This is a genomic window from Roseiflexus sp. RS-1, assembly GCF_000016665.1.
GTDB lineage: Bacteria > Chloroflexota > Chloroflexia > Chloroflexales > Roseiflexaceae > Roseiflexus.
Genome location: NC_009523.1, coordinates 958753 through 972785 on the forward strand (window position 1 = coordinate 958753; position 14033 = coordinate 972785).

Sequence of the window (14033 nt, forward strand, 5' to 3'; positions counted from 1 at the left end):
ATGCAAGTCGTCATGGAACCTTGTGCGACACAGGATGGTCGGGGCGACTGGATTTGAACCAGCGACCTCCTGAACCCCATTCAGGTGCGCTACCAGGCTGCGCCACGCCCCGCAGTCCCTGGTATTGTAGCCATGTCTGGCAGTTCTGTCAATGATTCTTTTGCCAGCGTTGCTGGTGGTGTTACCCAGACGCGGGTGAGCCGGAATCGTTGTGACAGACCGCGCAGTTCACGTTCGAACGGCTCCAGGATGGCCCCTTCCTGTTCCAGCAATGGGCGCACTGCAGGATCGTCGATCAGCGCATCGGTCAGCACGATGTCGCCGCCGACGCTCTCATTTTGAACCCGCGCCGCAATGTTGACCGTTGAGCCAAAGTAATCGAGCAGGTTGTTGGCATTGACGGCGATACATGGACCGGTGTGCATCCCCAGCTTGATCCGTAGCGCCGGGTTGCCGCGCGCTATTTTTCGCCGAGCGTGAATTCGCGCTGGATTTCCAGCGCCGCAGCTACGGCGCTTCTGGTTGACGCGAACACCGCCATCACGGCGTCGCCGATGGTTTTGACAAGCGCGCCGTTGTGTGCGCCGATGATCGCGCTCATAACGGCAAAGTGGTCGCGCACCCGTGCATAGGCTGGCGTATCGCCGATCTGTTCATACATGGCCGTTCACCCCTTCAGATCGCTGAACAGAAAGGTCAGGCTGCGAATGGCGATGCCAACCCCCGGCGAAAGCGCTTCCGACGAGAACATCTGGCGAAACTCGGTGAGCGACGTCACCAGCGCGGCGCTGGTCGCCTGTTCGCTCCAGTCGCGCTGCTCGATGACGATCAGCGCCGACGTAGCAGTGGCGTTTTCGATGGTTACCGTTGCATAGCCCGCTCTGATCACCGGCGGATCGATCAGCGTCTCGCCATTGCCGAACACAATGTGCGCCGTTGATGATTCGGCATGATCGCTCACATCGAACACTGCCCGCGCTGTCATTTGACGACTGCGCAGGCGATAGCGGTTGGGCGCCAGGCGCAGGCGCACCTCACGGCTTCCATGGGCGGGTAATGCGATCTGTGCAACAATATGCGGCGTATTCGCCGGTCCACCAATGCAGTAGGGCACATCGACCGCATCGCGGATGTCGGGGTTGACGCTGAAACGAACCTCGATCGACTCATCGAAGTTGGTGTCGTAGCGCACATCGCACGATGGACAGTAGGCGTCGTGCTCGAGATCGCTGAGGGAGCGCACCCGCTGGCTTGCGCCACGACAACTGGGACAGAGGACATCCCATTCCAGGTCGAGCAAGCCGGTGCGCGTCGCGTACAGACACATGCGCAGCACGTCCATCCGTGGCTCGCCCCATGCATCAGCCAGCGCAAAGGCGCGCATCTTGAGCACCTGTGAATCATCGGCGTTGATGAGATGGGAAACCAGCCGCTCGATGAGCGACTCGCGGATGCCAGAGGAGCGCAAACGTTCTGCGGCGACGCGCAAACGATGGAGATTGACGCGCGGTTTGCGGACCGGCGGCAGAACCGCCTGCTCCGACGCAGCGACCAGTGCGCCCGTCTGTCGATAGACGTGACGTAACTGACGCAGCATCCGCTGACCGATGATCAGGCGCCCGCCGATAGCGCCAACCAGGTTGCGCGGCGCGATATGCACCTCGACATCGACTTTCGTGCGTTCTTCGGGGAGCGATGTGAAACGGGTTACCGTCTGCAAGCGTTCAACCGGCAGTGGCGGTGCAAACTCGCGCTCGACCGAGAACTGCTGCTCGAAGATCCATTCGAAGGGATGCTCGCGCCAGCTGACTGGAACGCCGAGAAAATGACCGTACACGATCTGTATCAGATCGCGGTCCGGGCGGGTTCGTTCGAAGGCGGGCAGGCCGATCAGGCGATTGGTGCGATCCGTATCGGAGAGCAGGGGCCAGAGACGTTCAACAGGCGCGTCAAGAATGATGCTGGAGTGAAGATGGATGGTGTATGGTTTCATGAACGTCGCCTTTGAGATTTGTATCAATAGTCGTGTGCATAGTATGCACTCACAAGTACATTATAGCGGCAGCACGATATGCACCACGATAAGGGAATGATTACAAACAGATGAGTCTCCTGCAAAAAGCTCATCTCACAAGTTCATCTCACAACAGAGGCGCAGAGAATGAATGGAAGACTCTGCGCTCTAGTATAATCTAACGGGACACGGTATACCGTTCTGCGCCAGGTTCACGAGATCGCCGCGGAGTGTTGGGTAGCCGTGTCCTTCAACGCGACCAAGCCGAACAGTTATCTGGGCCCTCAAACCCGCATATGCTAGCAAGGCTGGCGCCGTTTTCCTCAGGAGGTTCTGTGGATGGCTTCCCGTGAGTCGCTCTTTATCGGCATTGATGTCTCCAAACAGACGCTGGATGTGGCGTTTGGCGCCGACCCGCACGCGCCACGCGAGACGATACCGTCTACCGACGAAGGTGTCCAGCTCCTGGTCACGCGACTCCAGCGCCTGCAGCCGACCCTGATTGTGCTGGAGGCGACCGGCGGGCTGGAGCGCATGGTGTTCGCCCAACTGCTCCAGGCTGGCTTGCCGACGGCGCGGGTGCAGCCACGCCGCGTGCGCGCCCTGGCGCACGCGGAAGGACGCCAGGCGAAGACCGACCGCCTGGATGCCCGGTTGCTCGCCCGCTTTGCCGAACGGGTGCGCCCGCCGCACCACCAGGCGACGGACGAGCAGCGCGCATCCTTGCGCGACCTGCTGGTCCGGCGGGAGCAGGTGATTCAGATGCGGACGGCTGAGATCAATCGGTTGACGGCTGCCGCGCCGAACCTCCGCCCGGGCATCCAGCAGCATATTGATTGGCTGGATCAGGAGATCCGTGCGCTTGAGCAGGAACGCGACAACGAGGCGGAGCGCACCGACGAGGTGCGCCGGAAACGGGAGCTGCGCGAAAGCGTGCCCGGCATCGGCGCGATCACCGCACTGAACCTGCTGCTCCGCCTGCCCGAACTGGGGACCATCAATCGCAAGGAAGCGGCGGCCGTTGTGGGCGTTGCGCCGTATGCCAATCAGAGCGGCGCACAGCACAAACCCCGGCATATCTCCGGCGGCAGGAGGGATGGGCGCAGCGTGTTGTACATGGCGACCCTGGCGGCCACGCGGCGCCGTCTGGTCAGGCGCGCCTTCGATCAGCGCCTGTGTCAAGCTGGCAAGCCGCGCAAGGTCGCCATCGTCGCTGCGATGCGCAAGCTGCTGACTATTCTCGGCGCAATATTGCGTCAGCAAAAGCCCTGGGATCCGGCTGTGCATACGAGCGCCCCTTGACAAGCAACACAGTTACTCGGCGTCTCGGCGGTGCGTTTTTGTAGCGAAGTCAAACAGATCTGTTATGGTACGAAGCGTTCCTGCACCATACCACGCATGCCCAGCGTCTGCGCAATCAACTCGACCACTTCGCGCCGCGCCGAGGCATCGTGGGCAAAATCGAGGTCGTCGGTTTCAATGCGGAGCACCGGACACAACTCGAATCGTCGCAGCCACTCGTCGTAGCGGCGGTTGAGGTGTTCCAGATACGCGGGCGGAATAGCGCGCTCGGCAGGGCGCGCGCGTTCGTTGATGCGCCGGATCAGCGTTGGTACGCTGGCGTGGAGATGGATCAGCAGGGTTGGCGGAGCGATGCTCTGCACCAGCGCCAGGAACAACTGTCGATAGGTGCGAAAATCGCGGTGACTGAGGATGCGCTGTTCCAGCAACCCTTTCACGAAGACCTCGTAGTCTTCATAGATGCTGCGATCCTGACACACGGAGATCGGCGTATCGGCGATCTCGAGGTGCTGCTGGTAACGCTGGGTCAGAAACCAGATCTGCGAATGAAATCCCCAGCGTTCGCGATCCCGATAGTAATCTTCCAGATATGGATGGTCGGCAACCAGTTCGTAGTACGGTTGCCAGTCGAACTCTTCTGCCAGGATGCCGACCAGTGTGCTTTTGCCGACGCCGATATTGCCGGCAACGGTGATGTGGTAACGTCCGTTTCTCACGGCTCTACTCCAGCGTAACCATCACGGCGGCGTATATGCAAGAAAGAGTGTGCCTGGCTCCCGTTCGCCCTGGAAGCGCAGCGTCACGCCGCCGGGGAAACGTTGCGCCACCACTGCCAGTTCCGCTTCACGCTCCGGCAAAAAGATGAAGAGTGGTCGCCTTCCTTCCGGCGGCGGCATGATCTGCTCCGGATCGGTTATTGGTTCAAGTATGTCCATCCCCTGCAGGTCACGAACGATGAACCGGATCGAGCCATTCCCCAGATAGATGCGCGGCGGGGCGAAGAAGTACACGTACACCGGCTCAGATTGGTCGTTGATGAGATGGGCGACTCTGGTGGCGGCTTCGGTGTTGGTCCAGCCATAGGTGCGACGGGGCGTGTACTCGCGGAAGTAAAAATTGATGCTCCATCCCGCCAGAAGCGCGAGAATCGCAACGCTCACCAGGGCATGTCTGGTTTTTGTCAGGCGGAATGCCCACTGCATCATCGTGGCTATCTGCTGGATGGCGAGCGCGATGAGCAGGCAGAGTGCTGGCGTGGTGGTGACATAGCGCGGGCTTTCGGGCGTGTTGACCAGCAGCATGCCGCCCAGAACGGCAGCGCCTGTCAGCCAGGCGATGAGGAGGAACCACTCGGAGCGGCGCCAGTTGACCAGAGCGAGCGCCACGCCCAGCGTCAACAACAGGGACGATACCGGATCGAGCAGGGCAATGCCCGGATCGTACCAGGCGGCACGGTCGGGAATGAAGGTATACGCGCCAAAACTCTGGCGGGTCTGATCAATGAGGATCGTGGAAAGCGAGACGCCTTCCGCCAGTTTTTGTTCCAGCCAGCCGCTCTGCACCACGCCGACCATTGCCAGGCGCGCGGTGAGGGCGGAAGGTTGGGCGATGAAATGGGCGATCAACGGACCAAACCCCAACCCGAACCCGACGATGATCAACGGAAGGCGTGGCGCAACTGCCCGAAAGCGTTGCCGGTCGCACAGCGCAAGGTGAGCGATCAGCGCCGCTATCAGCAGCGGCGTCAAACGCGAACCCATGTAAAAATGCTGCGCAACGCCGCACACAACGCCGGTCAATCCGAACGCGAAGGGTGACGATCGCCGCATGCCGTAGAAGAAGGCGGTAAATGCCGCCAGCGCCAGGAACGGATCGGCGATGTTGTTGACCCCCAGACGACTGAAGTGGATATGGAGATGATACGCTGCCAGCAGCGCCGCCGCGCCAAAGGCGACATTCCGCCCGAACAGCGGACGTGCCAGCAGATGCAGCATCGGGATGGTCAGCGTTCCGATCAGCGCCGACAGCATGCGCAGCCCGAAAACATCATTGCCAGCGATAGTCAGTGAGAGCGCCTGGAGAAAGAACCAGAGCGTCGGATGCGAGAGCCATCCGGTGCTGAAAGGATTGGTGATGCGTCCCTCCAGCACGCCGCGCGCCTCCATACCCATTTCGCCCTCATCACCGCCAAAGTTCTGCGGGATGGCGTCGAGCATCGTCACTCGCAGCGCCAGCGCTGCCAGGGTCAGCGCGGCAAGCGCCAGCATCTCACGCCGGGTCCAGGGTGCTTCTGCGGGCAGATCGACACGAGGAACGGCGATATACCGTGTGCCAGCCAGAAAGAGACCAATGCCCATTATCCAGGCGATCAGGGCGGGTCCCGGGCGCAGCGTCGGCGTCGCTGCGCACCAGAATGCAATGCCGCCGCTCATCAGCGCAAGTGCGGACAGCGGATAGAATGGGGAAAGACGTTCCAGAACTCCGGCGAATCGCGGCAGAGACGATGGAGCGCCGTTTGGCGCCGGATCACGCATCCATGCCCGCAGCGCAACGAATGCTCCACCGGCAATCGTCAACAGCGCCACGCCTGCCAGCAGATTCGGCGGCGTGCTGATCAGGAAGAACTGACCAACCGCCGCCAGAGCGATGATGGTCAGCAGCAGCGCAAACAGATTGACACCCATATACGAGCGCCGTTGGATAGCGTGTGTGTCGGGAGTGGGTTCAGCGGATGGCGAACCATTGTCGGATGCGACGACGTCGTCTTCAACCGGTGGTTGTGATGGTGCGACGCTTTTCATGCACGTCCTTGCCGGGGAGCGTCTATCCGGCGACTATAGCACGGGGCAACGATCCATCCATGACTTCACTGCAAAAACGCACCGCTGAGACGCCGGGAGCGCAGAGAACTTCAACAACGAAAGGTACGCGCGGCGAAGCATGGTGCGGTCGGAGCGACTCGCTCTGGCATCTTCCCCGGTGAACGCTGCGCCGCTGCGGTGAAATAACCTGTTTGCAGCGGATTCATCCTTGCATGCGCTGCGCTGATGCGAGCCGACCGTACCCCCGGGTAATGCATATGTGGCAAGCGATAGGTCCGCTGGTACGATCAGCATGGTTTCCGCGCTTTAAGAACGATGCTGACGAACGTTTTCTCATCGCCGCGCAGATGGTCATTGCGTGCGTCTACCAGGCGAAACAGCCGCACGCCCAGATTGATCGGGTTGAGCAGACTGCCGCTGTTGCGCTCGCCGCGAAACCGGTCGGCGCTGTCGCGGAAGCGACGCGGCAGGAGATTCTTCTCAATCAGCGGTTTGCCGATACTGTACACGATAAAGTGGATAAAGGGAAACGCATAATGGGTCTGTTCTTCCAGCGCCTCAATGGAGAACCCGGCGCCGGAGACCACGTCGCGGAGCGTTTCGGGACGGTACAACCGCCAGTGATTGCTCCACAATCCAGTGATCGGTCCTGGACTCCGGATCGGTCGCCCGCCCAGCGCTTCGATGGTCTTGTTGATCGGATCCCACCAGAACGGATAGTTGGCGTGCGGCACGCTGAGCGCCAGGATGCCGCCCGGTTTGAGAATGCGAAAAACCTCGCGCAGTGCGCCGCGATCATCGGCGAGGTGTTCGAGCACCTCCGACATCAACACCTTATCGAAACTGTTATCGGCAAACGGCAGACGATGGATATCGACCCCGGCGAGACTGGCAGGCACATGTTCGCGTTCCGCCCAGCGCAGGCGCGCGATGTCGCCATCGACGCCTACCAGATTCAAACGGCGCAAACGCCCCATAAACATCAGATAGACCCCCATGCCGCACCCGCAGTCAAGCACCGTCTCGCCGTCGCGGAGTTCGAGATACTCCAGCAGGGTTATCGCACGGCGGCGGTATGCCATATCCGCCTCATTCTGCAACAGGTGTTCGAGCATTGCGCGATCATCAGCAGAGAGCGCAGCATGGGACGGCGCTCCAGTTGGGTGTGACAACGCAGGTGCAAGCATTGCTGTTGTTGTCGCAGTGACCGGTGCAGCGGCAATAATGTGGAGCGTACTGCGCACCAGGCGCCGGCTCGCGCGCGCATAGAGGTTGGTGCGGCTCCGGGTACGCACCAGCCGCTCAAGCAGTTGCTCGTATGCGTCAATCGTCTGACGGGTATTGAAAATGCGGCGCACACCGGCGGGTGTTGGAAGATACCGTTCACGGTCACGCAGCGTCTCGACGATAGTACGGGCGAGTTCTGGCGGATTGTACGGCGGCGCCAGGCGTCCGAATCCGGTTTCGCGCACCACCACGCGCGCACCGGGTATATCTGTTGCGACGACCGGCGTGCCGCACAACATCGCCTCAACCTGTGTAAGCGCCATCATATCGGTATGGCTGGGCAGCACGAACAGATCGAGCATGGCGTAGAAATTGGCGAGACGGCGGCGATCCCGGATCAGACCAAGGAACGTGATATGTTCCTGCTGCGCTTCGATCAGCGGCTGGCAGACATGATAAAAATCATCGTAGACAACGTTGCGTTCACCGGCGAAGACCAGGTGCGCTTCAGGAAGTTCAGCGCGAATGAACGGTAATGCGCGCAGCAAATCGTCGAACCCCTTTTCGCTCACCCAGCGCCCGGCAAACCCGATGAGTCGCTTCCCATCGAGACCGAGGTCGCGCTTCCAGGCGGCGGCGGCAGCTGCATCCGGCTCGGGAAATTCCACCGGCGGGTAGATACAGGTCAGTTTATCGCGAAAGGGCCAGAGCAACTTCGAGTGACGGGCATAATCTTCGCTGTAGGACGTGATGCCATCGGCTGCAGACGCGGCAGCGCGCAGGATATGGAACGCAGCGCGTTCGACGAGTTGCTCTGTCAGGCTATCCGGCATCACGACATCGCCGTGATGGGTCATGAGAAGCGGACGCCCGAGCAGGCGGCAGAGGGCGGCAACGATCGGCGCTTCGGGGAGCGGCGTATGGATCTGCACCACATCGTGCTCGGCGATCAACTGTGCCGCAGCCCAGGGAAATGCAGGGGTGATCATGCCGCGACTGAAGCGCGTGAGGGGCCAGAGCCGCACAACGCGCACGCCGTTAATCATCTCATCACGTGCGAGTTCAGGGCTGTGCCTGGTTGTAAGCACCGTCACACGATGCCCCCGTTCTGCCAGATGCTCCGCCACACGCACGGCATGAACGGTCAATCCTGTCCAATGCGGGTAATAGTAGGTGAGCACAACCAGAATATTCATCGCCGCCCCGTCACCTGAGGTAACCACATCGCCGCGGCAGAGGCGCGACAGTAAACGGTATTATAGCAGATGCACCGGCGGTGTGGAGGAAGAGCCAGGTCCAGCGCATGAAGCCAGGAGCACAGAAAACAGAACAAAACTGCGGTTGACAAGCGGCATTAACAGGGCTATAATGCCATGCGCAAGCCGAGGTGGCGGAATTGGCAGACGCGCCAGGTTGAGGGCCTGGTGAACAGAAATGTTCGTAAGGGTTCAAGTCCCTTCCTCGGCACCATGGGCGATTAGCTCAGCTGGCAGAGCACCTCGCTTACACCGAGGATGTCGGCGGTTCGAGTCCGTCATCGCCCACCACGAAAGCGCGCTGGTGCTTGCTGCGGAAGTTGTGTTAGCCTGCCAGGGTAGCTCAGTTGGTAGAGCGCGTGTCTGAAAAACACGAGGTCACCGGATCGTTCCCGGTCCCTGGCACCATTCCTATTACGGCGATCTTGTGAAACAAGGTCGCCTTTTTCATCTCCGCCGAGGCGACGTCACAACCAGGAATGGCGTTTGCCCCGCGTATGAAACGCTGAGTCCCCACTCCTTGCGACTGCAACGTTGCGCTTCTTCTGTGCGTACCATCAGTAGGACTGGTACGAAGATCAAAATTGCGTGATTTCTGTAACCAATTTGTAAGTGTAGCGTGATTGCGGCGCCGGGGCGTCATGCTATACTTTCAGCAGGATGGTACGCCTCGGTGTAGTACGCGCCGCTTCCTGATACATTCCAGCAGGTGACCTATTCCTGATACATTCCAGCAGGTGACCTATGTTTGATCGACATCTCTGGCAGCGGCAGATCATCGACTATCTGGATGTGTTCGCCCGTCATCCGCGCCAGGAGGTGCAATTATCCGGCGGCGCTGGCGTTGTGCCACACCTGGCGTTGCGCACGTTGCACCCCTTCTTTCACGCTTTCCACACGTACCCGGTGGACGCCACTATCACGCTTGCGGCTATCACGCACGATGCGGGCGCCAACCTCCTGGTTCAGCGTGTGCTGCGCAATCGCTATCCGACGGTGATGGATATCGACCGTGATCTGCGCGCCAGTCAGGAGGTGTGCGTGACAGTCGAACATCTTGTGGTTGAGTTGCAGACGATCCCGCTGGCGATCCAGCGCCTCAATGCACGGCGAGGGTCCTGGCTGCGCAGCACGATTGAACGCGAACTCGACGCCTATCCATGGTCTTTTGCACGGATCCGAAACCTGCTACGGGAACTGAATGAGCAGAACCGCATCGAATCGCTGCGCCGCCTGCGCTCATGCAATGGTCGGTATGGCGCCGACGATCTGGCGTTGATCGAGGCGTCGTTATCCGATGCAGTCGCTCAGGTGCGCGCATATGCCGCCCGGTTGCTTGGCGTTATGGTTGATGCGCCGCCGATGTCGCTGGTTATTCGTCTGTTGCAGGTCGCTCTGCGCGACTCCGACGCCGAAACGCGCTTTGCCGCCGCCCGCGCGCTTGGTTTGCTGCGTGAACGCGCTGTGACGAATGATGCGCTGACATATATCGAAAGTCACCTCTGCCACGAAGACCCATTTTATCGCTCGGCAGCCGCGCTTGTGCTGGGACAGTTGGGCGATTATGCCGGTAAGCCGACGGTTGTGCAGAATCTGTGCCGATTGCTGTACGATCGTGATGCCTATGCGCGGGAGGCGGCGGCACGCGCGCTGGGGCGGATAGGGGCGCCGGCTGCGCTTCCCAATGTTCTTGAAGCGCTTGCCCATGCCGCACAGGATGATGATGTCCAGGTTCACGAGGCTGCAACCGATACGCTGACGTTGCTGCGTCAGCACGCCGAACGTGCTGTTCAGGCGGCAGCGTAATGCCACGCAGGCGTGCAGCGCCATCCCTCGCCGGTTCTGGAACCGGCGGGGGATGTTCTTTTCCTGTCGAGCGGCGACATTCGTGTATAATACAGAGTGTCGTATGATCTTCTGCCAGCCCCCGGTGAAACCTGCGCCCGGTTGTCGGGTGTGACCCGCACAGGAGGAATATGGTCGTTCTCGTGATGATCGACGGCATGCGTCCCGATGCGCTCGATGCAGTGCACTGCCGGACCATCGAGGCGCTGTGTGCAGCCGGGGCATCGACGATGCAGGCGCAGAGTGTCATGCCATCGGTGACGCTTCCCTGTCATATGTCAATCTTCCACAGCGTGCCGCCAACGCGACACGGTATTACAACCAAATGTTTATTCCTATGGCGCGCCCGTTGCCGGGGTTGATCGAACAGATGCGCAGCGCTGGTAAACGTGCAGCGTGCATCCACAATTGGGAGCCGCTGCGCGATATAAGCCGCCCTGAACAGGTCGCCTACAGTTACTACCGCGAGCCGCCGCTCGACCAGTCCTACGATGATGCAGTTGGCGCAGAAGCCGTTCGGTTGTTGCGGGAAGAAGGCGCGTCCTTCGATTTCGTCTTCCTCTACTTCGGTTCGGTTGATGCTGCCGGTCACGCCTCTGGCTGGATGTCGCCCGAATACCTGAACCAGTTGCAGCGCGTCGATGGGTGGCTGGGGCGGGTGCTCGATGTGGCGCCGCCAGGCGCGACGATTGTGGTGCAGGCTGACCATGGCGGGCACGATCGGACCCACGGCACGGATAGCCTGGACGATATGACCATTCCATGGATTGCGGCCGGTCCTGCGATCAGACGCAACTACCGGATTGCCGCTCCGGTCAGTCTGCTCGACACAGCGCCGACACTGGCGCGCGTCCTGGGGATTGCGCCGCACGCTGAGTGGGAAGGTCGGATCATCGAAGAAATCTTTGTGAACGATGAGCGCTGAACCATCAATCTACGATCGCGCCGGCGGGGATGAGCCGTTTCGCCGTCTGGTGGATGCATTCTACGCACGGATCGAGCGCGACCCGCTACTGCGCCCGCTGTTTCCCGAAGACCTCGAACCGGGAAAACTGCATCAGTTTCTGTTTATCACCCAGTATTTCGGCGGACCGCCGCGTTACAACGCACTGCGGGGACATCCACGGCTGCGGGCGCGTCACCTGCCGTTCGTCATCGGGCAGGCGGAACGGGATGCATGGGTCAATCATATGCGCGCTGCTATCGATGAGGTCGGCTTTCCGGAGGATGTGCGCACTGCTCTGATACACTACTTCGAACGAACCGCCACCTTCATGATCAACGCTGGCGACAATCGCCTCGATTTGCGCGGCTGAAAACTCTGCCGCGATGCGTCACTCCGCCGCCTGTGGTACAATCTGCACGCAATGGCGCAGCGAAAGGAGACAGTGCTATGTTTACTGTGCGTGGCCGCTTCGACGGCAAAACCATCGAATTGCTCGAACCGCCGCCAGTTGATGAAGAAACCTTCGTCCTGGTCACCTTTCTCGAAGGACCGCTGGAGACCGCTGCCGCACGTGAGAGTCGCCGCGCGGTGAGTGTTGCCATGTTTTCACTGGATCGCTACGCCGGTCCGCTCAAGCAACGGTTACGCGCCGGTCAACCCTCCGCCGATGCGCCGCGTCCTTTCACCGTCGGCGAGATCATGACGCGCAAAGTGATCAGCGTTGCGCCCGATGCCACTGCCGCCGAAGCCATCCATATCATGAACAAGCATGGGATCACCAGTGTGCTGGTCGAACCGGATGCAAGCGGTGAGTGGGGGATCATGACCATGCGCGACGTTCTGCAGAAGATCGTCGCCGCTGATCGCTCACCGGAAGAAGTCGCCGTCAATGAACTGGCATCGCGACCGCTGGTCTACGTCTCGCCGGAAATGTCGCTGCGCGACTGTAGCAAACTGATGATCGACCGGAACATCCGTCGCGCGGCAGTGCGGGAGCGTGATCGGATCGTCGGGATTATCAGCGATACCGATATTTTCCAGGTGGTCGAAGAGCGTGGCTGGGGACCGATGCCGCCGACTGAAGCATGATAATCGTAACATTGATTGATCGTGGAGACGTTGCCCTGCAGCGTCTCCACGACAACGGAGCGTCATTCGTCCATATTGGCGATCATTGCATCGGCGAACTGTGACGTCTTGACTTCCTTTGCGCCGGTCATCAGTCGGGCGAAGTCGTAGGTGACGATCTTCTGGGCAATCGTTTTTTCCAGTGCGCGGATGATCAGGTCTGCCGCTTCGGTCCAACCCATGTAGCGCAGCATCATATCACCGCTCAGGATGACGCTGCCCGGGTTGACCCGATCCAGATTGGCGTACTTTGGCGCTGTGCCGTGCGTCGCCTCGAAAATCGCGTGCCCGGTGATGTAGTTGATGTTGCCGCCAGGCGCAATGCCAATGCCCCCAACCTGCGCCGCCAGCGCGTCACTCAGGTAATCGCCGTTGAGGTTGAGAGTCGCAATCACATCGAACTCTTCAGGGCGCGTGAGCACCTGCTGAAGCGTGATGTCTGCGATGGCATCCTTGATGAGGATCGCTCCGGCAGCCAGCGCTTCGCGCTGCTCGGCGTTCGCCGCTGCTTCGCCCTTCTCCGCCTTTGTACGCTCCCACTGCGCCCAGGTGTAGACATGCTCGCCAAAGACGCGTTCCGCCAGGGCGTACCCCCAATCGCGGAATGCACCCTCGGTGAATTTCATAATGTTGCCTTTATGCACGAATGTGACGCTCCGGCGACGGTGGGTAATGGCGTACTGAATGGCGGCTGCGACCAGGCGTTCCGTACCTAACCGACTGACGGGTTTGATGCCGATGCCGACTTCGACAGCGCCTTCTCCGTCGCCATTGCCGAGCAGACTGAGGAACTCACGCGCTTTTTCCGCAGTGCCGAAGCGGATCTTCTCAAAATCCTTCGGAAACGTGGTGCGCAGAAAATCGAGCACTTTCTGCGCCTCGGGCGTACCGGCGGCATACTCGATGCCAGCGTAAATATCTTCGGTGTTCTCGCGGAAAATGACCATATCCACCAGTTCAGGGCGCTTGACCGGCGACGGAACGCCCTGAAAATAGCGTACCGGGCGCAGGCAGACATACAGATCGAGCAACTGACGCAGCGCGACGTTCAGGCTGCGGATCCCCCTGCCCACCGGCGTTGTCAGCGGACCTTTGATGCCGACCAGGTACTGCCTGAACGCTTCGACCGTTTCGTCGGGCAACCAGTTGCCGGTCAGATTGAAGGCTTTCTCACCTGCCAGCACTTCGTACCACATCAACTTCCGCCGCCCGCCATATGCCCGTTCGACAGCAGCATCGAAAACGCGCACGCTCGCCCGCCAGATATCGGGACCGGTGCCATCGCCTTCGACATAAGGAATGATGGGCATATCTGGCACATACAGGCGCCCGTTCCGTATCGATATCGCATCTCCTTCGGGCGCACGGTTGCGCGTCGTTGTCATAGCCTTAGGACCTCCAGATGTGTAACAGCGGTTTCGCTCCATTATAGCAGGCTTCGACAGAACCGCTGATCACCTGCCATATCAACGGTATTTTGACTTGAACTTACC

General features: G+C 60.3%; 13 protein-coding genes and 4 tRNA genes. 9 read left to right on the forward strand and 8 right to left on the reverse strand.

Annotated features, from left to right (window positions below):
* Positions 1-35: 35 nt before the first annotated feature.
* The 4 genes from ROSERS_RS03995 to ROSERS_RS04005 form a co-directional block, all read right to left on the reverse strand.
* Positions 36-112 (reverse strand) — tRNA-Pro (locus tag ROSERS_RS03995).
* Positions 90-482 (reverse strand): adenylate/guanylate cyclase domain-containing protein, encoded by a 393-nt coding sequence (locus ROSERS_RS24700; RefSeq protein WP_332249095.1) that lies wholly within the window; start codon positions 480-482, stop codon positions 90-92. The genes ROSERS_RS03995 and ROSERS_RS24700 overlap by 23 nt, the downstream gene beginning before the upstream one ends.
* Positions 461-661 (reverse strand): adenylate/guanylate cyclase domain-containing protein, encoded by a 201-nt coding sequence (locus ROSERS_RS27120; RefSeq protein WP_041332966.1) that lies wholly within the window; start codon positions 659-661, stop codon positions 461-463. The genes ROSERS_RS24700 and ROSERS_RS27120 overlap by 22 nt, the downstream gene beginning before the upstream one ends.
* A 6-nt stretch (positions 662-667) precedes the next feature.
* A complete protein-coding gene (locus tag ROSERS_RS04005; protein ID WP_011955545.1) occupies positions 668-1993 on the reverse strand; it encodes a DUF5939 domain-containing protein in 1326 nt (441 codons plus the stop codon).
* A 360-nt stretch (positions 1994-2353) separates the two neighbouring features.
* Between ROSERS_RS04005 and ROSERS_RS04010 the strand changes: the two genes are divergently transcribed.
* Positions 2354-3316 (forward strand): IS110-like element ISRfsp2 family transposase, encoded by a 963-nt coding sequence (locus ROSERS_RS04010; RefSeq protein WP_011955546.1) that lies wholly within the window; start codon positions 2354-2356, stop codon positions 3314-3316.
* Positions 3317-3378: 62 nt separating this feature from the next.
* Here ROSERS_RS04010 and ROSERS_RS04015 read toward each other — a convergent pair whose 3' ends face one another.
* The 3 genes from ROSERS_RS04015 to ROSERS_RS04025 all read right to left on the reverse strand — a co-directional run bounded on the left by ROSERS_RS04015 (position 3379) and on the right by ROSERS_RS04025 (position 8561).
* Positions 3379-4032, reverse strand: coding sequence for a deoxynucleoside kinase (locus ROSERS_RS04015; RefSeq protein WP_011955547.1), 654 nt, complete (start codon positions 4030-4032; stop codon positions 3379-3381).
* A gap of 21 nt (positions 4033-4053) precedes the next feature.
* Positions 4054-6117, reverse strand: coding sequence for a glycosyltransferase family 39 protein (locus ROSERS_RS04020; protein ID WP_011955548.1), 2064 nt, complete (start codon positions 6115-6117; stop codon positions 4054-4056).
* A gap of 308 nt (positions 6118-6425) precedes the next feature.
* The gene (locus ROSERS_RS04025; RefSeq protein WP_011955549.1) at positions 6426-8561 is read right to left on the reverse strand and encodes a glycosyltransferase; all 2136 of its coding nucleotides are present in this window, start codon (positions 8559-8561) and stop codon (positions 6426-6428) included.
* Positions 8562-8746: 185 nt separating this feature from the next.
* Here ROSERS_RS04025 and ROSERS_RS04030 point away from each other — a divergent pair.
* The 8 genes from ROSERS_RS04030 to ROSERS_RS04065 all read left to right on the forward strand — a co-directional run bounded on the left by ROSERS_RS04030 (position 8747) and on the right by ROSERS_RS04065 (position 12501).
* Positions 8747-8835 (forward strand) — tRNA-Leu (locus ROSERS_RS04030).
* A gap of 1 nt (position 8836) precedes the next feature.
* Positions 8837-8912 (forward strand) — tRNA-Val (locus ROSERS_RS04035).
* 41 nt (positions 8913-8953) lie between these two features.
* Positions 8954-9029: transfer RNA gene (locus tag ROSERS_RS04040), tRNA-Phe, on the forward strand.
* Positions 9030-9365: 336 nt separating this feature from the next.
* Complete coding sequence (locus tag ROSERS_RS04045) at positions 9366-10427, forward strand: HEAT repeat domain-containing protein (RefSeq protein ID WP_011955550.1); 1062 nt, start codon at positions 9366-9368, stop codon at positions 10425-10427.
* 170 nt (positions 10428-10597) lie between these two features.
* A complete protein-coding gene (locus ROSERS_RS27125) occupies positions 10598-10828 on the forward strand; it encodes an alkaline phosphatase family protein (protein ID WP_041332970.1) in 231 nt (76 codons plus the stop codon).
* Positions 10804-11391 (forward strand): alkaline phosphatase family protein, encoded by a 588-nt coding sequence (locus tag ROSERS_RS04055; RefSeq protein WP_041332972.1) that lies wholly within the window; start codon positions 10804-10806, stop codon positions 11389-11391. Before ROSERS_RS27125 ends, ROSERS_RS04055 begins: the two co-directional genes overlap by 25 nt.
* Complete coding sequence (locus ROSERS_RS04060) at positions 11381-11782, forward strand: globin domain-containing protein (protein ID WP_011955551.1); 402 nt, start codon at positions 11381-11383, stop codon at positions 11780-11782. Before ROSERS_RS04055 ends, ROSERS_RS04060 begins: the two co-directional genes overlap by 11 nt.
* 77 nt (positions 11783-11859) lie before the next feature.
* A complete protein-coding gene (locus ROSERS_RS04065; RefSeq protein WP_011955552.1) occupies positions 11860-12501 on the forward strand; it encodes a CBS domain-containing protein in 642 nt (213 codons plus the stop codon).
* Between the two features lie 62 nt (positions 12502-12563).
* On the opposite strand, the gene icd is transcribed toward ROSERS_RS04065, so the two are convergent.
* Positions 12564-13925 (reverse strand): NADP-dependent isocitrate dehydrogenase, encoded by a 1362-nt coding sequence (gene icd, locus ROSERS_RS04070; RefSeq protein WP_011955553.1) that lies wholly within the window; start codon positions 13923-13925, stop codon positions 12564-12566.
* Positions 13926-14033: the final 108 nt, after the last annotated feature.

What these genes read in the sequence shown, in the direction of transcription:
- ROSERS_RS27120 (WP_041332966.1), bottom strand. Translation starts at nt 661, where the DNA reads ATGTATGAACAGATCGGCGATACGCCAGCCTATGCACGGGTGCGCGAC.
- ROSERS_RS04005 (WP_011955545.1), bottom strand. Translation starts at nt 1,993, where the DNA reads ATGAAACCATACACCATCCATCTTCACTCCAGCATCATTCTTGACGCG.
- ROSERS_RS04010 (WP_011955546.1), top strand. Translation starts at nt 2,354, where the DNA reads ATGGCTTCCCGTGAGTCGCTCTTTATCGGCATTGATGTCTCCAAACAG.
- ROSERS_RS04020 (WP_011955548.1), bottom strand. Translation starts at nt 6,117, where the DNA reads ATGAAAAGCGTCGCACCATCACAACCACCGGTTGAAGACGACGTCGTC.
- ROSERS_RS04025 (WP_011955549.1), bottom strand. Translation starts at nt 8,561, where the DNA reads ATGAATATTCTGGTTGTGCTCACCTACTATTACCCGCATTGGACAGGA.
- ROSERS_RS04045 (WP_011955550.1), top strand. Translation starts at nt 9,366, where the DNA reads ATGTTTGATCGACATCTCTGGCAGCGGCAGATCATCGACTATCTGGAT.
- ROSERS_RS27125 (WP_041332970.1), top strand. Translation starts at nt 10,598, where the DNA reads ATGGTCGTTCTCGTGATGATCGACGGCATGCGTCCCGATGCGCTCGAT.
- ROSERS_RS04055 (WP_041332972.1), top strand. Translation starts at nt 10,804, where the DNA reads ATGGCGCGCCCGTTGCCGGGGTTGATCGAACAGATGCGCAGCGCTGGT.
- ROSERS_RS04060 (WP_011955551.1), top strand. Translation starts at nt 11,381, where the DNA reads ATGAGCGCTGAACCATCAATCTACGATCGCGCCGGCGGGGATGAGCCG.
- ROSERS_RS04065 (WP_011955552.1), top strand. Translation starts at nt 11,860, where the DNA reads ATGTTTACTGTGCGTGGCCGCTTCGACGGCAAAACCATCGAATTGCTC.
- icd (WP_011955553.1), bottom strand. Translation starts at nt 13,925, where the DNA reads ATGACAACGACGCGCAACCGTGCGCCCGAAGGAGATGCGATATCGATA.